Source organism: Pseudomonas artemisiae (assembly GCF_057128685.1).
On sequence record NZ_JBSKHS010000001.1, the window covers coordinates 363135 to 385375 of the forward strand.

Here is a 22241-nt window from a genome sequence, read left to right on the forward strand (position 1 = left end):
CCCAAGACATCGGCGCAATGAACCTGCTTACCATTGTTCAAGATTCGCTCTACTTCTTCCGCACTCACCTGTTTTCCATCGTACGGCTGTGCCTGCCTTTGCTAGCGTTACAGTCCGTGGCCGAACAACTGGTGGATGCGCAGGTGCATAGCGCCTCTCGTGGAGCGTTCGACATCCTCATAGGGCTGCTGTTCTACCCTATCTACACCGCGGCGCTCATTCTTTATCTTGATTCGCGCAGCAACGGCGAACACCCACCCCTTCGCCTGCTGTTAGCCACGGGCATGCGGTTATGGCCGCGCTTTGCCCTGCTCGCGGCCGTGTGCTCCTTCGCTGTATTGCTGGGTATGGCGTTGTACCTGCTGCCTGGCTTATGGCTAATGGCGCGCCTGGCGTTTTCCGAATACCTGATGGTGTTGCGCGGCCTGGGCCCACTGGAAGCGATCAAGCAAAGCTTTGCCTTGACCAAGGCGCCGTTCTGGCGCGTGCTCAGCTGTGTGCTGATCGTGCTGATGCCCTTGTGGTTGCTGGATTTTGCCAGCGCGGCATTATGGCCGGACGACGACAACCCCTGGCTTACGTTGGCCATCGACTGCGTAAGCGGGCTGGTGCAATTGCTCACGACCGTGCTGCTGTTCCGGTTATTCATGCTTGAAACCGACCCCACCTTGCGAGAACCGCGCGCATAGCTTGGGCCAACGCGTAGCCTCGGTTATGCTCCAGGCTTCGCAATGCCGTAGCCGAGCCGATGATCCGACGACTGCGTACTGCCTTGCTGGTCCTGCTATTGGCTGCCATCGCGCTGGCCGTACTGGGTTGGCATCTCTCCTGGCACCCCGCGCCACACGCGGTTGTCACGCCCGTGTGCAAAGGGGCCGCGCCGCTATTGGCCCCAGGCCAACCGCTCAAGGTGATGACCTGGAACGTGCAGTTCCTGGCGGGCAAGCGCTACCTGTTCTGGTACGACGCCCCCGACGGGGCCGACCGAACCCATGATAACCGCCCCAGCGCTGAAGACATTGCCCACGACCTGGACGAAGTGGTGCGTGTGATCCGCGAAGAGCAACCGGACGTTGTTTTGCTGCAAGAGCTAGACGACGGCGCCAAGGCCACCGGCTACCAGGACCAGCTCGCGCTGCTGCAAGAACGTTTGGTAGACCTCTACCCCTGCAGCGTGGATGCCTTCGACTGGAAGGCCACTTTCGTGCCGGACCCTCGCGTGTTTGGCAGCGTAGGCCGCAAAGTGGCCACGCTCAGCCGTTACCGTATCGACCAGGCTGAGCGCTGGCAGCTTCCTAGTATGGCTCACCGGCTAAGCCTGTTTCAGCCGCAACGGGTACTGCTCGCCACTTACTTGCCGCTACCCGGGGGTGAGCATTTGGCGATCCTCAACACGCGCCTGGAGCCCTACCGCAAAGGCAGCAGCACCCAAGCCCAGCAGTTGCAAGCCGTGGCGGCGCGGGTAGACCGGCTCGAAGGCCTGGGCACCCCTTGGGTACTGGGCGGGGACTTCAATCTGCTGCCCCTGGGCCAATACCCACGGCTAGAACCCAGCGAGCAAAACCGCTACTCCCCCGACAACGACCTGCATCTGCTGTGGGAGCGCTACCCCATCGTGCCCAGCAATGCCCAAGCCAGCGGCACCGACCGCGCCGACTGGTTCACCCACTTCCCGGCCAACGCTAACGGCCCGGACCGCACCCTGGACTACCTCGTCCACAGCCCGCGCCTGCAACAGCTCGAAGCACGGGTCAGGCAGGAAGATACCTTGGGGATCTCCGATCACTTGCCGTTGATGGGGCGGTTTGTGGTGCCGGGTAAGGCACCGTAACCGCATGGCTCGGCCCTGCTGCTATCGCCTGTAGGAGCCGTCCCGCCGCCAAGGCGCCGCGCTGTCGCACAGCAAACAGGGTGCATGACATTGGCTCTGCGGTGCTTGATCTGGCTCCTTGTAGGAGCCAGCGAAGCTGGCGAATGATCGACATCCAAAGGCTGGAAACCCGAGCCAACCGTCTTGGCGCAAAGCAAATATTGGCCTAGCCATGACGTGCATATCCTGCTGCGCGGTGGCGCTACCGTCTGGTTTCGCCTTTACGGCGACCCCCCGGAAGGCCGGCCCCGTTTGTTTCGGCAAAAAGGGGAAAAACCATTAACGCTTTACGGTCGGCCCCCGCCAGTGTCGGGGGTTCCCTCCTTCCGGCACGGCTTCCGCTGGGGCGCAGTCCGCAGCGTCTGTGAGTCCTGTGCACGGGGACGGCTTCGCCGTCCAACGCGCATAGCGCTAGTTAAAGCAGTGTGATCTTAGTTTTTTAAAATCAAAGCGTTATGTTTTGTTTGATGAGAGCGAGCAACGCTCGCGAATGTACGGCACAGGCACCTGATGACGCACCATTCGCCAGCTCCGCTGGCTCCTACCGCAATCGCGTTTATGCAATAACGGTCACGCGGTACCTACATGCCCCGCGGCTTCGCCCTGGCCGTAGCCTCTGCCACCAGCGGGTTATCAGGCCAGTAGTGCTTGGGGTAGCGCCCTTTCAAATCCTTTTTCACCTCGGCGTAGGTGCTGCGCCAAAAGTTGGCCAGGTCTTGGGTCACTTGCACGGGGCGGCGGGCGGGGGACAACAGGTGCAGCTTGACTTGCAGCCGGCCGCCAGCGATGCGTGGGGTGTCGGCCAGGCCAAAGAGTTCTTGCAGGCGTACTGCCAGGATAGGCGGGTGCTCGCTGTAGTCCAGGCGAATGGAGGAGCCGGAGGGTACGCAAAGGTGAGTGGGCGCTAGCTCATTCAGGCGCTGGGGCAACGGCCAGGGCAGCAAGCCTTGGAGGATGCCGTGCAGGTCCAACTGAGCGAAGTGAGCCAGGCGGGTGACCTTGCCCAGCCAGGGGGCCAGCCAGTCTTCAAGGGTGGCCAGCAGCGCCTCGTCGCTGACATCCGGCCATTCGCTGCTACCGGTGGCGAGATCCAACCCCCGCAGCAGTAGCACCCGTGCTTGCCACTGGCGCAGGTCAGGGGTCCAGGGCAGTAGGGCCAAGCCCTTGCGACGCACCACGTCCACCAAGGCTTGGCTACGGGCGGCATCGCTTAGGCCCGTAAGTAGCTCCCGCCGCAGGACCAAATCCCCCACTCGCCATTGGGCCTCGGCACGCAGGGTGTTTTCTTTTTCATCCCACTCCAGTACCTCGTGGCGCTGTACCTGGTCCGCCAGCACGGTGTCGAACAGTTCAGGGGCGAGGTCTGTGGCGAGGTAGATCCGCTCTTCCCGCTGGCCTTGGCGGCTGCCCAGGTCTGCGATCACCAGCCATGGCTGTTTCATCAGCGCGTCCGGCTCGCCAAACTGGGCTGCGCGGCCGTTGGCCAGGCGGTAGTCGGCGCTACCCGGGCGGCGTTGCTGGGCGATGCGGTCCGGGTAGGCCTGGGCCAGCACAGCACCTAGCCAACGGTCGGCCTGGGGCTCGTTCACCGGTTGGTTGGGCGCGGGCTGACCATTAAGCAGGCCCCGATATTGTTTCGTCAGTTGCTTGATCCGTTGCGGCGCGCGGCCGCTTTGTACCAGCGCCATGCGGCTGTGCAGGTCCTTGCCGCTGTCACGGGCGATATCCCGTTCGCCCAACAAGGCGGCCAAATCGCAACCCAGCGCTTCCAGCCCCCAAGCCTTGGCCCGTAGCAGCAAATGCGCGATGCGCGGGTGCGCAGGCAGCGAGGCCATGGCCTGGCCGTGGGTGTTCAACCGGCCGCTGGCGTCGAGAGCGCCTAAACGTGTGAGCAGGTCATTGGCCTGGGCTTGGGCGGCGGCGGGTGGCGCATCCAGCCAGCGCAACTGATCGGGCTCGGCGCCCCAGCGGTGCAGTTGTAAGGCCAACCCCGCCAGGTCGGCTTGGAGGATTTCAGCACTGTCATAGGCGGGAAGTTGCTCATGCTGGGCTTCAGACCACAGCCGATAGCACACGCCAGGTTCCAAACGCCCTGCACGGCCAGCCCGCTGAGTAGCACTGGCGCGGGAAATACGCTGGGTAGCCAGGCGGGTCATACCCGTGCCAGGGTCGAACCGAGGCACGCGGGCCAGGCCGGCATCCACTACCACCCGCACCCCCTCGATGGTCAGGCTGGTTTCAGCGATGTTGGTGGCCAGCACCACTTTGCGCTCACCCACCGCCGCAGGCTCGATGGCCGCACACTGGGCGGCCAAGTCCAGCTCCCCATGCAGTGGGCATAGCCGCACGCCAGGGTAGCCTCCAAGTGAGGCCTCCAAACGTTGCTGCACCCGACGGATCTCAGCCTGCCCCGGCAGAAACACCAGCACGCTACCGGCTTGCTCATCCAAAGCTTGCAGTACCGTGGCCTCAACCCGCGCTTCCAACTGCTCGCCTTGCTGCAACGGGCGGCCCCAGCGCACGTCAACCGGGAACATGCGCCCTTCGCTACTCACGACCGGTGCGTTGTCTAACAAAGCCGACAGCCGCTCGCCCTCCAGGGTGGCGGACATCAACAGGACTTTAAGCGGCGGGTCATCACGCAGCAGCTCACGCCCGTTCAGCACCAGCGCCAAGGCCAGGTCGGCATCCAGGCTACGCTCGTGAAATTCATCGAAAATCACCAACCCCACTCCTTCCAAGGCCGGGTCATCCTGCAAGCGGCGGGCGAGTATGCCCTCGGTCACCACCTCGATACGGGTGCGCGGCCCTACCCTACTCTCCAGGCGAATACGGTAGCCCACAGTTTCGCCAACCGTCTCGCCCAGTTGGCTCGCCAGCCGTTCAGCGGCGGCGCGGGCGGCCAGGCGTCGGGGCTCGAGCATCAGGATGGTTTGACCGGCGAGCCACGTTTGGTCGAGTAGTGCTAGGGGAACTTGTGTGGTCTTGCCTGCGCCTGGGGGGGCTTGGAGCACAACCTCATTGCGATCGCCCAGGGCTTTGAGAAGGGCCGGTAGGGCGGCATCGATGGGCAATGGGTTCATGTTTTCTCCGTGTGGGACCCGGAATTATACAGGGTATGAATGATCCGCTTACTGCTGGCCCGGCAAACTCTAGGCCGAAAGAGAGCAGCCCTTGGCCAACAGGCTGCGTACCACCTGGAACAACTCAGACTCGGGATCGAGTATTTTTCTGCGCCGAGGTACATGCCTCAAGACGCGTGCTCTTACTCCGGCAGCGCTGGCATCGTAATAGCCTGGACCAGGCTGGCGACGCACTTCTCGGCTAAGTGTACTGGGATGGCGCTCCAGCACGGCGGCTATGGCACGCAGCGAGGAGCCCTGCAGGGGCATGAGCATGAGGGTGACACGCTCTTCGGCGGTCAGATGGATGTAGTGAGTAGTCATGCAGCACCTTACCTTGGGTGTTGCACTTGGTCACTGAGACCGCCTGATGGCTAAGCATCATGAGCGTCTACCTTTAATTCAATAGCAAGGTGTTGCACTCAGCTTCTGAAACCGCCCTTCAAAAAATTCATGTCGCCTCCAGTTTTTCCGTAATAAGTGAGGACTTTTCCTTACTCAATCAGCACTTGAATGCGGGCCAGTACATCGTCCATCACAACCTCGGGGACCGACTCCACGCGCTTGGCGCCTCGGGCCTCAAGGTCAACAGTGCGGATTTGATTGCACAGCACGACGCCTTGCGTCTCGGTGCCAGAACCGCTCAACGGCACGGTAAACCCGGCATAGCGGGCAAAATCGCCGCCTTGGGTGATGGGCGCAATCAGGACCAAGCCTGAAACGTTGAAGGCCGCAGGCGAAATGATCAGCGCCGGACGAAAATCGCCCTGCTGCTCACGGCCAGCGGTAGGATTCAAGTTCAGACGTACAATGTCACCCCGGTTGAATTTGGCCCGCCTCACAGTTCACGCCCGACTGCTGGCATTGAGTTCCACGCGGCCAATTCGGCAGGCTCCGGCGCGTTCAAGTCGCACTGTGCCATCAAGTCGGCCAAATGGTAACGCGGCTTAGCTTTCGCGGGCTTGAGCGTCATGGCTTCGGCAGTTGAATCGACATTGAGCAGCAGCACGTCGCCGCTAACTAGACTCATTTGCTTAAGCACGGCAGACGGCAGGCGGATGGCCGCACTGTTGCCCCATTGCTGAATTTTGACTTCCATAAACACCTCCAAAGCGTGTAAACATTGTAGATACCTGAAATATCAAACGCAAACGTTTAGTATAAACATAGTATCTACAATGCCACCCCAAAAGCGCGCCGTATAGTGCCTTGATCCACTGATAGATACGGTTTGGAATGATCCAGCTCGGCATGCCCAAGAATCATTTGCACGGTTTCAACATCGCCAGTCGCGGCCAGCACCTTAGCTGCCAGCGAGCGCCGTCCACTATGCAATGATCCCTACTTTATGGCTGCTTGCTGGTAGAGCCTGCTGATGGTCTGTTGCAGCGAATCACATGCCCGATACACCTCTGGGCTGCTCTCCAACAGGCGATGCTTGAAAGCGAGTTCAAAGCTTTGCCCTTTGTGCGTCATGACGAGCTTTGACCCTGGACGAAACCCACGGTACTCATCGACGCCCAAAAGACCCCAGCGGCGCTTCAGGCGCACCGCTCGCTAGCCACGCATCAAGCGCAGTAAGGCAACGGTCATGGGTCAGGTACACGTTGCGCGGTCGGCATCCCCTAGGGATTCTCCGATCAAGTCTGCACGCGCCCGGCAACCTATGCTGAAATAGCTCATCGCCCAGCCAAACCGACAGACGCCATGAGCCAGATGAGCTTTTCCGATTTCGAGTACGCCGGCAAACACAAGCAAACCCGGCGCGAGCGGTTCCTGGCCGAGATGGATCAAGTCGTGCCCTGGGCAGGGCTGGTCGCGCTGATCGAACCGTACTATCCGAAGGCCGGCGGGGGTCGCAAGCCCTATTCCCTGGAAACCATGCTGCGCATCCACCTGTTGCAGAACGGGTTCTCGCTGAGCGATCCGGCGATGGAGGAAGCACTGTACGAGATCACGCCGATGCGCCAGTTCGCCCGCCTCACACTCAGCGCGCCGATCCCGAAGACACCACAATCATGAGTTTCCGCCACCTGCTGGAGCATTACGGACGTTGGCTGGAGCCTTCATTCTGATGTGGGCTGAAATGTACCGAGGGAGCAGCTAGGGTGATAGAGCCATACGGTGCTTTTCGGTGAGTGTGCAGACGGCTCAGCCCCTGTCACTGGCCCCACAGCCCAACGCGGAGTATAACGGCGAACCGCAACGGCTCGGCTATGGTCGTAGTTGGCGGTTACGGCCATTTATAGGAATGGCTGAGCCACTTAACCCAGGAGAAATTCATGCGTTTCCCATCTCGTATGATCGGCGGTGTTCTGGTGCTCTCGGTACTGACCCAGTTGACCGCATGCGGCACGCTGTTCTGGCCCGACCGTCGCGGCCAGATCGACGGCAAGATCGACCCGGTGATCGCGGTGCTCGATGCCGTGGGCATTTTGTTCTATGTGATTCCAGGCTTGATCGCCTTTGGCGTGGACTTCGCCACCGGCGCTATCTACCTGCCGGGTGGTACCCATGCGCAAGTGGCGCCTGAGCTGCTCAAAGGCGCGGTCAACCCGGATGGCAGCGTGGACAACAAGCGCCTGCAGGCGATTCTGGAAACCCAGCTAGGCAAGCATTTGCCTTTGGATGACCCGCGCCTGATCCAGCACCACGGCAGCGTGGAGCAACTGGCAGCCTACGGCCTGCGCCCGGCCGCCTAAGCCATGGCCGTCGACCCGCGCCATCGCCGCCTGCTGCGCCTGGCGACCCGAGCCTCCTTAGGGGTGGCCACGGTGTTGATCCTGTGCAAGGCGGTGGCTTGGTACCTCAGTGGCTCGGTCAGCCTGCTGGCTGGGCTTACGGACTCCATTCTCGATGGCGCGGCGTCCTTCCTTAATTTGCTGGCGGTGCATTACTCCCTGCGCCCCGCCGACGAGGACCACCGCTATGGCCATGGCAAGGCGGAAGCCTTGGCGGGTATGGGCCAGGCGTTATTCATTGGTTTGAGCGCGGTGCTGATCACGGTACAAGCCGTGGCGCGCCTGCGTAACCCCGAGCCTTTGGGCGAAGCGGGGTTGGGCATTGCGGTGATGGTATTGTCGCTGGTGCTGACCCTGGCCCTGCTGACCTTGCAGCACAAGGTCGTCAAGGAAACCGGCTCCACGGCGGTGCGCGCCGACTCGCTGCATTACCGTTCCGACCTGATGCTCAACGGCAGCATTCTGGTGGCGCTGGTGTTGGCCAATCAGGGTTACCCCCAGCTGGACGCGGTATTTGGCCTGTTGATTGGCATTTACATCCTCTGGAGTTCGGTGCAGATCGGCAAGGAAAGTACCGCCATTCTGATGGACCAAGAGTTGCCCCAAAGCGTAGCGGACCAGATGCTTGCCCTGGCCTGCACTGTGCCGGGCGTGCTGGGTGCTCACGACCTGCGCACGCGGGTATCCGGCCAACACTGGTTCGTGCAACTGCACCTGGAATTGCCAGGGCAGCTTACCTTGTCTGTGGCCCACGCCTTATGTGAGCAGGTTGAGGCGGCGATCATCAAGCAATTCCCCAAGGCCGAAGTGCTGGTGCATGCCGACCCTGAAGAAGCCGTTTCTCACGCTCAGTTAAAGCCATAACCTCGGCTGGCTAAGCAATTAGCCATGTTCTGCCGGAACAGCCCTACCACTTGCTCGGACGGGGCATAGGTGGCGGTACCGGGGTCAAAGCCGGTTTGCTGGGCGGCCCAGCGTTGGCATTCGTAGCGGTCCCGCTCCATCTGCGCTGGGGTTTGCCCGTTGGCGGGGTAGAAGACCACGTCATAGCCGCCTGGCGAGGCGATGGCCTGGGGCACTGGCTGAGGCTGGGACTGCACCGGCGCGTCAGGCGCCTCGACCACCACGTACTCCTGGGTGTCATTAGCCCATTGGTAATACGTGCCAGCGGCGAGGAAGAACATGCCACCCCCAATCCACACCCGGCTGGCGTAGTCCGGCAGGTAGCGCACCCGAATGCCCCGCGGCGGCGCCACTACCACGTAGCCCGGCCCGTTGGGGCGATACCAATAGCCGCTGGAATAGAAATAATCGCTGCCCCGGTAGGGCACGCGGTAGTGATCCCCTGGAAAGCGGTCGATACGCTGGCCAGGCCGGTACTGCGGGCCAGGGCCCCAACCGTTGCCTCGCCCTGGCCAACGGTCGTCTCCATCGCCCCAGCGGTGATCCCCATAATGTCGAGGCAGGTCCGGGTAACTGCCACGTAGCGGTGGTTCGGTCTGGCGCACCTCGTCTGGCCTGGGCTGGATAGGCAGGCTGCTGGCGGGCGGTTCACTGCCGCCATTGGGGCCACCATGCCAACCTGGGTTAGGGCGGTTGTCTGGGCGGCCATCATAGGGGTCGTTTGGACCAGGGCCATTGAAGCCTGGGCGGCCGGGCTCAGGCCGGTTGTAGTCGGGGCGATTTAAATCAGGGCGGTTTGAACCTGGCCGGTAATTGTCAGGGCGATACTGATCGGCCCGGTACTTGTCTGGCATATAAGGGTTAGGGCGGCTGGCAGCTGGGTTTTGCGGCTGCGGCTGCGGCTGAGGGTGCTGCTGCCCAGGCCCGCCGAAATTGCCACCGCCAGGGTTGCCGGGCCGGCCTGGGTTTTGCCCGCCCCCGCTCCCGCCCTGTCCTGGGCCCAGGCGCCCGCCGCCGTTTTGCCCACTGGGCGCGCTCCCTCGTAGTTGGTCGCTGGCATTGTTGTCCGCGAACGTTGGGGTGCCTATGCACAGGCACAACATGGACACACTGGCGAGGCACCAACTGTGGGTTTTCATGGGAGTTCTCATGGATGTGCGGGCACCCTGATTGGACTGGGAAAACCCAAGGCGGTTCGCGGCCCGCTTAGCGAGCCCTTCGCCAGAGGTATCGGCGTGAACCTGCATTTCATAAGCAGGGGTGGCTGGGAAACGCCCATAAAAAAAGAGGCCCCATGGCCTCCCTTTGCGAACTTCGTCCAGGCACGCTGCTTGTGGCGGCGGCTCACTACAGCCGGCCTGATTGAGCCAGCGTCAACCCGGTGGCCAGCTCGCACCTGTGGGGGCGGTGGCCGCAAGCGGCCTGATTGGGCGGCTCGCAGTGGACAGGTGTCCGGGCGGTGATCTTGAGGTAAAGCTTATCGCGAGCCGTGCAGCAGAAGATTGCGAAGATTGCCCATCTACGTGCCTATTGCGCAATTTATCACCCCATGGTGATAATCCTCCGCAATTCACTTATTACGAGCCGCCACCATGGGCAAACTGGACCGTTACGACCTGAGTATCCTTGCTGAACTGCAACGTGACGCGCGCATTTCCAACCAGGAGTTGGCCGAGCGCATCGGGCTGTCCCCTTCGCCTTGCTCACGGCGGGTCAAGCAGTTGGAAGATGACGGCTATATCACCCGTCAAGTGGCGCTGCTGGACCGCAAGAAGCTGGGCCTGAACCTCACCGCTTATGTATTGATCGGCATGGACCGGCACACGCCCGAACGCTTCGAGAACTTCGAGGCCGCTATTCGCAACCTGCCCCAGGTGCTGGAGTGCAGCCTGGTGACCGGCATGGAAGCGGACTACCAGCTCAAGGTGGTGGTGCAGGACATGGACCACTACCAGCAACTATTGTTGGGCCACCTTACCCGTATCGAAGGCGTAACCAGCGTGCGCTCAAGCTTCGTGCTCAACCAGGTGCTGGCAAGCTCGGAGCTGCCCTTGACGCACCTGCGCAGCTAGGCGCGTCACGCCCGTGTCGCACAGAGATGTTAAAAGCCTTCGAAACGGGCAAGATAAACGCCTGCCAGAAGAGAAGGACCCGCCTGTGACCCTTGATACCTTTGAAGCCTTTACCACTCCCGAACAGGCCGTGGACCGCCTGGCTTGGCTGCATGAGCGCGCGACCACCGCGCTAAGTCAGGCCTTGAAGCGTTACCTGAAAGACCGCCTGGAACCTAGCCCAGAGGCCCGGGCGCAATTCCGCTACCCCGAGCTGCGCCTGACGTACCAGTCCCACGGCGAGGTACCCAGCACCACGCGTGCCTACGCCAAGTTGCAGTTGCCGGGCACCTATTCGGTGACCGTGACCCAGCCCGCGGCCTTCCGCAAATACCTGCTTGAGCAACTGGTGCCATTGATGCGGGACTTTGACGTGCGCCTTGAAGTGGGCGTTAGCCAGCAGAACATTCCCTACCCCTATGTAGTCGAGCAAGGGGATGAGCTGGCCGGCAGCGGCATTACCGCCGCGGCCCTGGCCCGGGTATTTCCCAGCACGGATTTGTCTGCCGCCACCGACAACATTGCCGATGGCCTGTACGACTGGGCCAACGCCGACCCGTTGCCGCTGGCACTATTCGACGCCGCCCGGGTGGACTTCAGTTTGCGTCGGCTGGTGCATTACACCGGCAGCGACTGGCGTCACGTGCAGCCCTGGATTCTCCTGACCAACTACCACCGCTACGTGGACCAGTTCGTGGCCCACGGCCTGGAACAACTGCAAAGCGACCCGCGCTTTGTGCGCCTGGTGATGCCAGGTAACGTGGTTATTGAAAAAGGCATGGACCACAGTGAGGCCCAGGCTTTGGTGGCCAGCGTGGTTTGGCACCGTTACCAAATGCCGGCGTACCACCTGATCGCCCAGGACGGCGATGGCATCACCCTGGTGAACATCGGAGTGGGCCCGTCCAATGCCAAGAACATCACCGACCACCTGGCCGTGTTGCGCCCTCACTGCTGGCTGATGATTGGCCACTGCGGTGGCCTGCGCGCATCCCAGACCATCGGCGATTATGTGCTGGCCCACGCCTATATGCGCCGGGATGGCATTCTCGACCGCGTGGTGCCGCCGCATATCCCGATCCCGGCCCTGGCCGAAGTGCAATTGGCGCTGCAAGAGGCTGCGGCCCAGATCACCGGCGAGCGTGGTGACGAGCTGAAAAAACGCCTGCGCACTGGTACCGTGTTGACCTACGACGACCGCAACTGGGAGCTGCGCTGGGCCGAGGAACGCCCGCTGATCAACCTGTCCCGTGCCGTGGCAGTGGATATGGAAAGCGGCACCATCGCCGCCCAGGGCTACCGGCTTCGCGTGCCCTATGGCACCTTGCTGTGTGTGTCGGACAAACCCCTGCACAGCGAGATCAAGCTGCCCGGCTCGGCCAACGCGTTCTATAACCGCGCGGTTAGCCAGCATTTGACCATCGGTATCGCTGCCTTGGACCTTCTGCGCACCCAGCTCAACGCGCTGCACTCACGCAAGCTGCGCAGCTTCGACGAGCCACCCTTCCGCTGATAGCGGGCAGCGGGGCTGGTATGCTATCGGCCCCGCTGCAATCGGTTTTGCCCCATGCCCGCCTCAATCCGCCGTGCCTCACCGCGCCGTATCGCCAAGCCCGCGCCAGCCTCCCCGAGGTTGATCCTGCTCAACAAGCCCTATGACGTGCTGACCCAGTTCAGTGACGATCAGGGCCGTGCTACCCTCAAGGACTACCTGACCCTGCCAGGCGTATACCCCGCCGGCCGGCTGGACCGCGACAGCGAAGGCCTGTTGCTACTGACCAACGACGGCCGCCTGCAAGCCCGTATCGCCAACCCTAAGCACAAACTGGCGAAAACCTATTGGGTGCAGGTGGAAGGCGAGCCGCAGGACGCGCAATTGGCGCAACTGCGTACAGGCGTGGTGCTCAATGACGGCCCTACCCTGCCTGCCGAGGCCCGGCTGATCGACGAGCCTGCGCTATGGGAGCGCAACCCGCCAGTGCGCTTTCGTAAAAGCGTGCCCACGGCCTGGCTGGAACTGGTGATCCGTGAAGGGCGCAATCGACAGGTCCGGCGCATGACGGCCGCCGTAGGCTTGCCCACCTTGCGGCTAGTGCGGGTAGCCATTGGGCCGCTGCGCCTGGACGGGTTGGCGCCTGGGGCGTGGCGCGAGGTTGATCCCGCACTGATATAGCCAAGGCACCGCAGGCTTTCGGCGGCGCCTTACCTAGGTTCGCACTTGCTAAGCCTGCTCTATTACCGAAGCCTCCTTGAGCAATATCTCCGCCAACAGCGCCTGCAAACTGTCGAACCGCACTGGGCGGGCGATTACGGCGTCCAGGCCCTCTTCCAGGTAGCGCCTAGGGTCCAGCCCTAGAGCCTCATCGACCACTGCCAGTATCGGGAACCGTGCCGGCCCAGCCAGTTGGCGCACGCGCGTCGCCTGTTCCAGAGCGGCCTCTATCGATTCGCTGCCATTGAGCAACAAGGCGCCATTGGCTTGCGAGCGCAGCAGTGCCACGGCGGCGGTTTCATTGCCCAGGCTGCGTACCTGATAGCCCAGCCGCAGAAGCATGCCACGGGTCACCAATTGGTCAACGCGCTCGTTTTCGATCATCACCAGCGTGAACTGGCCTGGCCGACGCCCATTGTGGGCCGAGGGCGCGCTTGGCCCAGGCAGCTCTACCGCCACAGGCTCTTCCACCCCAAGGTTCAACGCCAGCTCGAATCGGCTGCCCTGCTCGGGTACCGAGTGATGGCTCAAAGTACCACCGATCAGCGTGGCCAGCTCTCGGCAAATGGCAAGGCCTATTCCAAGCCCCCCGTGCTCACGGGTGGTGGAGCCGTCCACTTGGTAGAACTGCTGGTACAAGGCATCGCTGGAGAGGTTAAACCCAATCCCGGTATCGCTTACCCGAAACACTACCCGTACTTCGTTGTAGTGATGCTCCACCACTTCCACCGTCAAGGCCACCGAGCCCTGGCGGGTGAACTTGATAGCGTTATCCAATAGGCAACCCAGGCACAAGGCGGTTTTCTTAAGGTCGCCGCGCAGCATTGCAGGTACACCCGGCACTACCTCGGTATGCAGCGCCAGGTTTTTTTCAGTGGCCTGGCCAATGAACTGCATATGCAGGCTGTCCAGCAGCACTTGCAGGCGGAAGGGCTCCATCCGGGGTGACAGTTGCCCAGCTTGCAGCTCGGTCAAAATCAGAATGTGGTCCACCATGCCCATCATGTCCTTGGCCGAACGAGACGCGGTCTGCTGGTAGGCCGTCATCTCTTCGCACATGGGCAGGGTTTGCATCAGTTCCAACGAACCAATCACCCCGTTCATGGGGGTGCGCAGCTCGTGAGTCACCGTGGCCAAGAACTCGTCCTTGAGGCGGTTGCTTTCCGACAGGCGCTGGTTCATTGCTTCAAGCTTCTGTCCGGCATCGAGCAGCACCTGGGCCTGTTGTTCGCGCATCACGTTAATCCGGTCCGCCAGGGCCAGCGACAACAGCGCTACCTCCAGGGCCGAGCCCAACTGGCTGGCATACATGGTCAGGAACATATTGGGCAGCAGCCCCAATACCATCAGGGTATTAACCACGCCACCGATCAGGAACGCCGACCAGGCGATCATGAAATAGCGGGCCTGACGCAAGCCCTTGAACCAGGCGATGATCCCCGCGCTGAAGATCACTACCGTAAAGACCAGCGCCAGCCCCGTGGCCAGCCGCAACGCGATGCCGTAACTGGCCATCAACGACATGACCATCACTACCGCGCCCGTGGCCATCAGCGCCATGAGCACGCGATCCAGCCAGCGGCCATGGCTGGCGGTACGCAGGAAGGTGCGGGAAAACTGGCAGCCGAAGAAGGCTGCCGCGCCGATGAAGAAAGGCGTGGCGGCGTTGGCCCACCAAGGGTTGTTCGGCCAGAAGAACTGAATCCCGGCGCCGTTGACTGAAACCTGGTACAGGCCGAAGGACGCGATGTAGCAGATGTAATACAGGTAACTGGTGTCCCGCACGCTCACGTAGATGAACAGGTTGTACACCAGCATCACCAGCAAAACGCCGTAGATCAGCCCCAATACATAGAAACGCTCGGGCTGAGCTTCCAGAAACGCATCAGCGGCCCACAACGAAAGAGGCACCTGCACCGACCCTTCGCTCTGCACTCGCAGCACTACCGTGCGCGCTTCGCCTGGCTTGAACGGTAGGTTGAATACGTAGTTGCTTTGGCGGATGGGCCGGCTGCTCCAGGGCAGTTCGTCACCCGTACGCGCCTCCAGCTGCCAGTGCCCGTCATCGTCGGGCAGGTAGAGGTCCACGTGGTCCATGGGCGGGTAGGCCAGTTCCAGCAGCCAGGTCCGGGCGCCGCTTTCATCGTCTTTGGGCAGGTAACGCAGGTCCACCTTCAGCCAGAACGCAGAGCTGGAATAGCCTGCGTTCAGCACACTGGTGGTATTGGGCGTGAAGGCCTGGCCAAGCACTTGATCCACGGTGGCGGTGCCGGTTTTATCTTCGAAATACCCTAGCGCCTGCCCAAGGGGCAAGGTGCGGGTACTGTCGTCAAAGTCGATTGCCGTTGCCAGCGAGGGCAACCAGCACAGTAAAAGAAGGAAAATGTAGCGCATACAGCCCCGGCAAGGCCACTGGCAACAGTCGGGAAAGCCCCCAATTTCCCTTTGAGTCGACGTGCTGGCAACCTGTTATCAATTTTGCGCGCATCCTACCATAGCCATTGCTGCCTGCCTCCTGCCAGCCGCACTTGCCGACGGCTGCCCATTGCTCAATCAAGGGCTGACAGTCGCGCCCATCCCCATGGCAAAATCCCCCCACCCTCGCGCTCCCTGGACGGTTTGATGGTAAGCTCGGCGCCCATGAATACCTACACTTCCCGCCCCGTAGTGCTCTGCCTCTCCGGCCATGACCCCAGCGGTGGCGCTGGCCTTCAGGCCGACATCGAAGCCCTGCTTGCCCAAGGCTGCCACGCCGCCCCGGCGGTCACCGCGCTTACCGTGCAGAACACCGTGGACGTCACGGATTTTCGAGTGCTGGACCGCGCCTGGGTGCTGGCCCAAGCGCACGCCATAATGGCCGACTCGCCCATCGCGGCTATCAAGCTGGGCATGCTTGGCTCTTTGGAGATGGTCGACACCGTGGCCGAGCTGATCCTTGCCAACCCTGGTATTCCAGTGGTCTGTGACCCGGTGCTACGAGCGGGCGGTGGTGGGCGGCTGGGCAAGGATGAGGTCGGCTACGCGATCCGCGAGCGCATCCTGCCCTTGGCTACGGTAACTACCCCTAACCTGCCAGAGGCACGCATTCTTGCCGAGCTTCCAGAAGGCAGTGCCGAGGCGTGTGCCGACAAACTCTTGGTGCATTGCCCCTATGTGCTGATTACCGGCGGGCACGGAGACGAACAGGACATCCATAACCGCTTGTATGGCCGCGACGGCGTGCGAGCCACCCGTACTTGCCAGCGCCTGCCAGGCAGCTACCATGGCTCGGGCTGCACCCTGGCCAGTGCCTTGGCCGGTCGGTTGGCCCAAGGCGAGGCCTTGCCTAGTGCTGTGAACTCGGCCCTGGATTACACCTGGCGCACCCTTAGGGATGCCGAGCGCCTGGGCCAAGGGCAATATGTACCGCGTCGGCTGCCACTGGACTTCTGCTCTTGATCGCGGCCTGCGGTTGCCTCAAGGGCCAATAGGTACGATATGAAACTACGCGGCCTGTACGCGATTACCGACCCCCAGCTGCTTCAGGGGCGCTTTCTTGACTACGTTAAAGCGGCTCTGGACGGCGGGGTAACCCTGTTGCAGTACCGCGACAAGCACCAGGGCGATGCCGCGCGCTTGCGTGAGGCCGAGGCCCTCAAGCGGCTGTGCGAACACTACGACACTCGCCTGATCATCAACGACGACGCCGAACTGGCCGCGCGCCTGGGTGTGGGGGTACATCTGGGGCAAACCGATGGTCCCCTGGCCCCAGCCCGTAGCCTGCTAGGTCATCGGGCCATCGTTGGCGCCACCTGCCATGCCAGCCTGGCCCTTGCGACCCAAGCCGCCGCCGAGGGTGCCAGCTACGTGGCCTTCGGTCGGTTTTTCAATTCCGCAACCAAGCCCGACGCACCGCCAGCCAGCCTGGAACTGCTCACCGAGGCCCGGCGCGAGCTCACGCTGCCCATTTGCGTCATTGGCGGTATCACGCTGGATAACGCCCCTGAGCTACTAACCCGTGGCGCGGACCTGCTCGCCGTGGTCCATGCCCTGTTCGCCGCCGACAGCGCCGCCGAAGTGACCCGCCGTGCCCGTGCTTTCAATGCGCTGTTCAGCGCCTGACCCGACTCAAGAGGCTCACTGCCATGTCCCGCTCTGAAAACCTGTTCGCCGCCGCCCAGAAACACATTCCCGGTGGCGTGAACTCACCCGTGCGCGCGTTCAAGAGCGTGGGCGGCACGCCGCTGTTCTTCAAGCATGCCGCTGGCGCCTACGTAACGGACGAAGATGACAAGCGCTATGTGGACTACGTAGGCTCCTGGGGCCCGATGATCCTTGGCCACAGCCACCCGGACGTGCTCCAGGCGGTACGTGATCAACTCGAGCACGGCCTGTCCTACGGCGCGCCCACCGAAATGGAAACCACCATGGCAGACCTGGTGTGTTCGCTGGTGCCGTCCATGGAGATGGTGCGCATGGTCAGCTCGGGCACCGAAGCCACCATGAGCGCGATCCGCCTGGCCCGTGGCTACACCGGTCGGGACAGCATCATTAAATTCGAAGGCTGCTACCACGGCCACTCCGACAGCCTCTTGGTGAAAGCTGGTAGCGGCGCGTTGACCCTAGGCGTACCCAGCTCCCCCGGCGTACCGGCAGCCTTTGCTCGGCACACCCTCACCCTGCCCTTCAACGACCTGGATGAGGTTGCGAAAACCTTGGCCGAGTCTGCCACTGAAGTGGCGTGTATTATCGTGGAGCCCGTGGCGGGTAACATGAACTGCGTACCACCGGCGCCGGGCTTCCTCGAAGGCCTGCGCAACCTGTGTGACCAACACGGCGTGGTGTTGATCTTCGACGAAGTCATGACCGGCTTTCGCGTGGCCTTGGGCGGCGCCCAGGCGTACTACAACGTAACCCCCGACCTGTCCACCTTCGGCAAGATCATCGGTGGCGGCATGCCGGTGGGCTGCTTCGGCGGCAAGCGCGAGATCATGTCGCATATCGCCCCGCTGGGCCCGGTGTACCAGGCCGGCACGCTATCGGGTAACCCACTGGCCATGGCCGCTGGCCTGACCACGCTCAAGCTGATCAGCCGGCCGGGGTTCCATGATGAACTCAGTGCCTACACCAGCGCGCTGCTCGATGGCCTGCAGCAACGCGCCGATGCCGCTCAAATCCCCTTCGTAACCACTCAAGCGGGCGGTATGTTCGGTCTGTACTTCAGCGGTGCCGACGATATCGTGACCTTCCAGGACGTGATGGCCAGCGATGCGGAACGTTTCAAGCGCTTCTTCCATCTGATGCTGGACGGCGGGGTTTATCTGGCCCCTAGCGCGTTCGAGGCTGGCTTTACCTCCATTGCCCATGGCGAAGTGGAGCTTAAGCTCACCTTGGACGCCGCCGAGCGAGCGTTCGCCAGCTTGTAACAGCACCCTCCTGCCTAGGGCCACCCACAAATAGGGGGCCCTAATGCAATAGCGCGGTAGTGGCCAGTAGGAAAAATCCGAGTAAAGCTTTGTAAGGTGCGGCTGGCTTATTTCATAATGTGCGCATTGTTTTCGCGAGGGTGGCCCTGCTCACCCGCTCAGAGGTAAATCGATCTCCATGAACCGCACCGGCCGCGCCCTTGCCATGGGCTGCCTGTTGCTCCTCGAACCGCTCCTGGCCCAGGCAGGTGGCAACACGTTGCTGATGCCCGCGCCCAGCCGTTGCACCTTGAACAGCGCCCCGGCAGACCTGCCCCAGGCCGTTGCCACCTGCCAGCAAGCGGCCGCGAGTGGGGATGTACAGGCTCAATATGAGTTGGGGCGGTACTATTACGACGGCAAGTTGGCTGAACGTGATTTCAACCAGGCGCTGACTTATTTCGAGCAGGCCTCCCTCAAGGGGCATGCCGAAGCGCAATATCACCTGGGGCTGATGTTTTCCCGGGGTGAAGGGGTGCCTGCTAATAACATCCAAGCGTACATTGTGCTCAAAATGGCCGCCGTTAATGGTGCAGAGGATGCACTGGACGCAGCCGATGAAGTAACCGCCAGCATGAACCCCGAAGACTTGGAGCGGGCTACTCAGGTACTGGGGCAGATCTTCCGCAAGTACCTGCTGGAGTTGCAAACCGCCGACGGCCGCACGCCCTTCTCGCCGCTGCCTTGACTCACTTGTCGGGCAAAGGCATCGGGAAAGGCATCACATTGCCCGTGGTGGCCTTGGCTTCAGAGATTTTTGCCGTGCCCAGGCGCTCCACTTCATCGATACGTACGATGGCATGCACTGGCACAAAGCTGCGCACCACCCCGTCGAACTGGGTCTTGAGCTTTTCTTCACCTGGGTCGACGATCATCTGCGAACGCTCGCCGAACACGAACTCCTCAATTTCCAGAAAGCCCCACAGCTCGCTCTGGTAGATGTGCTTGGCGTACATCTCGAACACCTGGCCCTGATTGAGGAAGATCACTTTGAAGATAGGAGCGTCGCGCTTGGTCATCGTGTGCGGGAGTATCTGGGTAAAAGAGGGCGCGATGATAGCATGGAGTGAATCAGGCAAGCTGTGCCTGCCCCTCGATGCTTTGACGATCAGCCTTTCGGCGTGTCGGACCTGTCGAAAGCTGTGCCGTGATAAGTCTTATAACTTGGTTGGCGCCTAGAGGTAGCAAGGTTTTCATAGGTTATTCCGTCTTTGTCCAAGCCATCCAGCCCCTTAATCTCGCTTATCATGGCTGGCCAGTCTCCACGCTGGGCTACCTTAACGACCCGCGGCTTTAAATAGGCATCGAGAGGTCTGTCTCTTGGGTCTTGGATTTCATTGCTCAATGCCCGTAGGTAGTCATCCTTGATCGTTTGAGACCAGTCGATACCAAAACCTGCTCTGAAGCAAAGCTCCATATAAACCAAGAGAATGGTACGCCCATTACCGTCTAAAAACGGATGAGCCAATGCTAGAAGCCCCATGACCTCGCCAGGCCGCTCCTTGAAACGGTCATGCTTAGCCGCCTGCTGAAGTGCATACTCAGTTGCACGCTTGATATCGCAGGGATCTGCAAATTGAGTAACAGCTGGATCATCCTGCTGCCCTTTTGTAACTCGCAAATGTGGTGCAACCTGCTGCCTATCTTGACCCGCCCATGGATAAAAACTGGAAAAAAGCATTTTGTGAACGCGAAGGATACCTGTGTAGTCGATCTCATTCAGGCTTGCCAGATAAGCTAGCGCATCTTCGACGTTTGACTCGAAGGACGTATGCTCCAGCCGTTTAACGACACTAGGGTCTTTGAGCTGGTAAATATTTCGCAGGTAGCCCGCCGTGGCGAAATCGCCAAAAGGATCAAAGCTCACGCCTGGGTGTTCTCACCCGCTTGATTTGCGCTTTTTTCTTGTAGGTAGCGCACTTGCAGATCAAGGATATCTGAAGTACTCATTACCCCTTTACGCTTGAGGTTGACCAGAAGCTGCTCGATGCTATCCAGCACGACGGTGTCACCGGAAAGTAGGGTCACACTGGCTGCCATACGGCTGATACCATCACGTTTTGCCGTGACCTGATGATCCTTAGCAAGCTTGCGCACATGGCTCGCGACGCTCTTGGTGATGGGTTTGGTCATGAATAGCCCTCCTGCTCGATGCAAAGTCATTGTACAGGAATACTAAATGGATGCGCCTCAAAGCCTATGACCACCTGTTAAACGTTGTAACTCCCGACCTCTGTAAGCTATTTGCTCAGGTCTTAGGCCATGCTTCCCGGAATGGTCGTAGCTTTGAAGCGTTGCGCTTTCACCTTCCCTTCACTGGGGGTATCCTTCACTTCAATTCCCTTAGCCGTAGAGCGGCCTTAAAACGACCTTGAACGCACCCATAGAACCTCATCGCTTCACCCTCGAACCCTTTGAAGCTCGCCGCTTCGCCAACCTGTGTGGCCAATTCGACGAGCACCTGCGCCTGCTTGAACAGCGCCTGGACGTGGAAATCCGCAACCGGGGCAACCAGTTCGAGCTTATCGGCGACCCAGGGGCCACCCACTCCGCTGAACTGCTACTGCGGCGCCTGTACCGGGAAACCAAGGCAAACGAGCTATCCCCTGACAGGGTTCACCTGTTCTTGCAGGAGTCGGCCGTCGAAGCGCTCAACGACCCGGCCAACAACGAAGTGGCGGTCACCCTGCGCACGCGCAAAGGCATGATTCGCCCACGCGGCTTGAACCAGCAGCGGTACGTGAAAGAAATCCTGGGCAATGATATCAACTTCGGCATTGGCCCAGCGGGTACGGGCAAAACCTACCTGGCCGTGGCCTGTGCCGTAGATGCCTTGGAGCGAGAGCAAGTGCGTCGCATCCTGTTGGTGCGCCCCGCGGTAGAAGCTGGCGAGAAGCTCGGTTTTCTTCCAGGGGACCTGGCGCAGAAGATCGACCCTTACCTGCGCCCGCTCTACGACGCACTTTACGAAATGCTGGGCTTCGAGCATGTGGCCAAGCTGATCGAGCGCCAGGTGATTGAAATCGCCCCATTGGCCTATATGCGGGGCCGCACGCTGAACAACAGCTTCATCATCTTGGATGAAAGCCAGAACACCACCACCGAACAGATGAAAATGTTCCTGACCCGGATTGGCTTTGGCTCCACGGCAGTGATCACCGGCGACATTACCCAGGTGGACCTGCCCAAGGGCACGCGCTCGGGGCTGGCCCATGTGATGGACGTGCTCAAGGATGTACCGGGCATCAGCTTTACCCACTTCAAGCCCAAAGACGTAGTACGTCACCCGCTGGTACAGCGTATCGTGGAAGCCTACGAGCGCTTCGACGAGGCCAAGGGCGATGGGCGCCATGGTTGAGCTTGACCTGCAGCAGGCCAGTTCCGCGCTTACGCCCAGCGAGGCGCAGCTGCGCCAGTGGTGTGAGCTTGCCCTGCGCCAGCGCACGGCGGATTCGGAACTGACCATCCGCATTGTTGACGAAGCCGAAGGGCAAGCGCTGAACAACACGTACCGGCAGCGGGATTACCCTACCAATGTGTTGTCGTTCCCGGCGGATGTGCCGGATGACATGCTGGACATCCCTTTACTGGGCGACCTTGTGATCTGTGCCGCGGTCGTGGCCCGAGAGGCTACCGAACAAGGCAAGCCAGCGGAGGCTCATTGGGCGCATATGGTGATTCATGGCTGCCTGCATTTACTGGGCTATGACCACCTCGATGACGAGGAAGCCGAAGAGATGGAAAGCCTGGAACGAGCCTTGCTTGCTGAACTGGGTCACCCTGACCCCTATGCCGAAACCCTCACCATTTCTTAAGCCGCTGTATTAAGGAACACGAG

Annotated in this window: 21 protein-coding genes and 2 pseudogenes; 14 read left to right on the forward strand and 9 right to left on the reverse strand. The window is 61.1% G+C overall.

What is annotated here, in order from left to right:
- Positions 1 to 17 precede the first annotated feature (17 nt).
- Positions 18 to 689: a hypothetical protein gene (locus ACWKV4_RS01655; protein ID WP_483830388.1), complete on the forward strand. Its 672-nt coding sequence runs from the start codon at positions 18 to 20 to the stop codon at positions 687 to 689.
- A 59-nt stretch (positions 690 to 748) separates the two neighbouring features.
- The gene (locus tag ACWKV4_RS01660; protein ID WP_483830389.1) at positions 749 to 1831 is read left to right on the forward strand and encodes an endonuclease/exonuclease/phosphatase family protein; all 1083 of its coding nucleotides are present in this window, start codon (positions 749 to 751) and stop codon (positions 1829 to 1831) included.
- 620 nt (positions 1832 to 2451) lie between these two features.
- Here the strand turns inward: ACWKV4_RS01660 and hrpB are convergent.
- The 4 genes and pseudogenes from hrpB to ACWKV4_RS01680 form a co-directional block, all read right to left on the reverse strand.
- Entirely contained in the window at positions 2452 to 4953 is a 2502-nt protein-coding gene (hrpB, locus tag ACWKV4_RS01665) for an ATP-dependent helicase HrpB (RefSeq protein WP_483830390.1), read from the reverse strand.
- A gap of 81 nt (positions 4954 to 5034) precedes the next feature.
- A pseudogene (locus ACWKV4_RS01670) lies at positions 5035 to 5316 on the reverse strand (helix-turn-helix domain-containing protein); the annotation flags it as partial.
- Positions 5317 to 5486: 170 nt separating this feature from the next.
- Positions 5487 to 5834, reverse strand: coding sequence for a type II toxin-antitoxin system ChpB family toxin (locus ACWKV4_RS01675; protein ID WP_483830391.1), 348 nt, complete (start codon positions 5832 to 5834; stop codon positions 5487 to 5489).
- Positions 5831 to 6091, reverse strand: a complete 261-nt coding sequence (locus ACWKV4_RS01680; RefSeq protein WP_483830392.1) for an AbrB/MazE/SpoVT family DNA-binding domain-containing protein — start codon at positions 6089 to 6091, stop codon at positions 5831 to 5833. The genes ACWKV4_RS01675 and ACWKV4_RS01680 overlap by 4 nt, the downstream gene beginning before the upstream one ends.
- Before the next feature lie 608 nt (positions 6092 to 6699).
- Between ACWKV4_RS01680 and ACWKV4_RS01685 the strand changes: the two are divergent.
- The 3 genes and pseudogenes from ACWKV4_RS01685 to ACWKV4_RS01695 all read left to right on the forward strand — a co-directional run.
- Positions 6700 to 7040, forward strand: a pseudogene (locus tag ACWKV4_RS01685) (transposase); the annotation flags it as partial.
- 234 nt (positions 7041 to 7274) lie between these two features.
- Positions 7275 to 7694 (forward strand): polyribonucleotide nucleotidyltransferase, encoded by a 420-nt coding sequence (locus ACWKV4_RS01690; RefSeq protein WP_483830393.1) that lies wholly within the window; start codon positions 7275 to 7277, stop codon positions 7692 to 7694.
- Positions 7695 to 7697: 3 nt separating this feature from the next.
- Entirely contained in the window at positions 7698 to 8597 is a 900-nt protein-coding gene (locus ACWKV4_RS01695; RefSeq protein ID WP_483830394.1) for a cation diffusion facilitator family transporter, read from the forward strand.
- On the opposite strand, the gene ACWKV4_RS01700 is transcribed toward ACWKV4_RS01695, so the two are convergent.
- Positions 8582 to 9775, reverse strand: coding sequence for a DUF6515 family protein (locus tag ACWKV4_RS01700; RefSeq protein WP_483830395.1), 1194 nt, complete (start codon positions 9773 to 9775; stop codon positions 8582 to 8584). The two genes, ACWKV4_RS01695 and ACWKV4_RS01700, sit on opposite strands and share 16 nt — an antisense overlap.
- Before the next feature lie 453 nt (positions 9776 to 10228).
- Here ACWKV4_RS01700 and ACWKV4_RS01705 point away from each other — a divergent pair, with 453 nt between their 5' ends.
- From ACWKV4_RS01705 to ACWKV4_RS01715, 3 genes are all read left to right on the forward strand, one after another.
- A complete protein-coding gene (locus ACWKV4_RS01705; RefSeq protein ID WP_483830396.1) occupies positions 10229 to 10708 on the forward strand; it encodes an Lrp/AsnC family transcriptional regulator in 480 nt (159 codons plus the stop codon).
- A gap of 85 nt (positions 10709 to 10793) precedes the next feature.
- Positions 10794 to 12260, forward strand: a complete 1467-nt coding sequence (gene amn / locus ACWKV4_RS01710; protein WP_483830397.1) for an AMP nucleosidase — start codon at positions 10794 to 10796, stop codon at positions 12258 to 12260.
- Between the two features lie 54 nt (positions 12261 to 12314).
- Positions 12315 to 12920: a pseudouridine synthase gene (locus ACWKV4_RS01715; RefSeq protein ID WP_483830398.1), complete on the forward strand. Its 606-nt coding sequence runs from the start codon at positions 12315 to 12317 to the stop codon at positions 12918 to 12920.
- 48 nt (positions 12921 to 12968) lie between these two features.
- Here ACWKV4_RS01715 and ACWKV4_RS01720 read toward each other — a convergent pair whose 3' ends face one another.
- A complete protein-coding gene (locus ACWKV4_RS01720) occupies positions 12969 to 15353 on the reverse strand; it encodes a hybrid sensor histidine kinase/response regulator (protein WP_483830399.1) in 2385 nt (794 codons plus the stop codon).
- Between the two features lie 246 nt (positions 15354 to 15599).
- On the opposite strand from ACWKV4_RS01720, the gene ACWKV4_RS01725 reads away from it, so the two are divergent.
- The 4 genes from ACWKV4_RS01725 (at position 15600) to ACWKV4_RS01740 (ending at position 19091) form a co-directional block, all read left to right on the forward strand.
- A complete protein-coding gene (locus tag ACWKV4_RS01725) occupies positions 15600 to 16397 on the forward strand; it encodes a bifunctional hydroxymethylpyrimidine kinase/phosphomethylpyrimidine kinase (protein WP_483830400.1) in 798 nt (265 codons plus the stop codon).
- A gap of 39 nt (positions 16398 to 16436) precedes the next feature.
- The gene (gene thiE, locus ACWKV4_RS01730; protein ID WP_483830401.1) at positions 16437 to 17060 is read left to right on the forward strand and encodes a thiamine phosphate synthase; all 624 of its coding nucleotides are present in this window, start codon (positions 16437 to 16439) and stop codon (positions 17058 to 17060) included.
- Positions 17061 to 17083: 23 nt separating this feature from the next.
- Entirely contained in the window at positions 17084 to 18364 is a 1281-nt protein-coding gene (hemL, locus tag ACWKV4_RS01735) for a glutamate-1-semialdehyde 2,1-aminomutase (RefSeq protein WP_483830402.1), read from the forward strand.
- 178 nt (positions 18365 to 18542) lie between these two features.
- Positions 18543 to 19091 (forward strand): tetratricopeptide repeat protein, encoded by a 549-nt coding sequence (locus ACWKV4_RS01740; protein WP_483830403.1) that lies wholly within the window; start codon positions 18543 to 18545, stop codon positions 19089 to 19091.
- Between the two features lies 1 nt (position 19092).
- On the opposite strand, the gene ACWKV4_RS01745 is transcribed toward ACWKV4_RS01740, so the two are convergent.
- From ACWKV4_RS01745 to ACWKV4_RS01755, 3 genes are all read right to left on the reverse strand, one after another.
- Positions 19093 to 19422, reverse strand: a complete 330-nt coding sequence (locus ACWKV4_RS01745; protein ID WP_483830568.1) for a DUF1820 family protein — start codon at positions 19420 to 19422, stop codon at positions 19093 to 19095.
- Positions 19423 to 19511: 89 nt separating this feature from the next.
- The gene (locus ACWKV4_RS01750) at positions 19512 to 20270 is read right to left on the reverse strand and encodes a Fic/DOC family protein (RefSeq protein ID WP_483830404.1); all 759 of its coding nucleotides are present in this window, start codon (positions 20268 to 20270) and stop codon (positions 19512 to 19514) included.
- Positions 20267 to 20536 carry a hypothetical protein gene (locus ACWKV4_RS01755; RefSeq protein ID WP_483830405.1) on the reverse strand — a complete coding sequence of 90 codons (270 nt, stop codon included), beginning with the start codon at positions 20534 to 20536 and terminating at the stop codon, positions 20267 to 20269. Before ACWKV4_RS01755 ends, ACWKV4_RS01750 begins: the two co-directional genes overlap by 4 nt.
- A gap of 238 nt (positions 20537 to 20774) precedes the next feature.
- On the opposite strand from ACWKV4_RS01755, the gene ACWKV4_RS01760 reads away from it, so the two are divergent.
- Both ACWKV4_RS01760 and ybeY read left to right on the forward strand, forming a co-directional pair.
- Positions 20775 to 21761: a PhoH family protein gene (locus tag ACWKV4_RS01760; protein WP_483830406.1), complete on the forward strand. Its 987-nt coding sequence runs from the start codon at positions 20775 to 20777 to the stop codon at positions 21759 to 21761.
- Positions 21754 to 22218 carry an rRNA maturation RNase YbeY gene (ybeY, locus tag ACWKV4_RS01765; RefSeq protein WP_483830407.1) on the forward strand — a complete coding sequence of 155 codons (465 nt, stop codon included), beginning with the start codon at positions 21754 to 21756 and terminating at the stop codon, positions 22216 to 22218. Before ACWKV4_RS01760 ends, ybeY begins: the two co-directional genes overlap by 8 nt.
- The last annotated feature ends 23 nt before the right edge of the window (positions 22219 to 22241 follow it).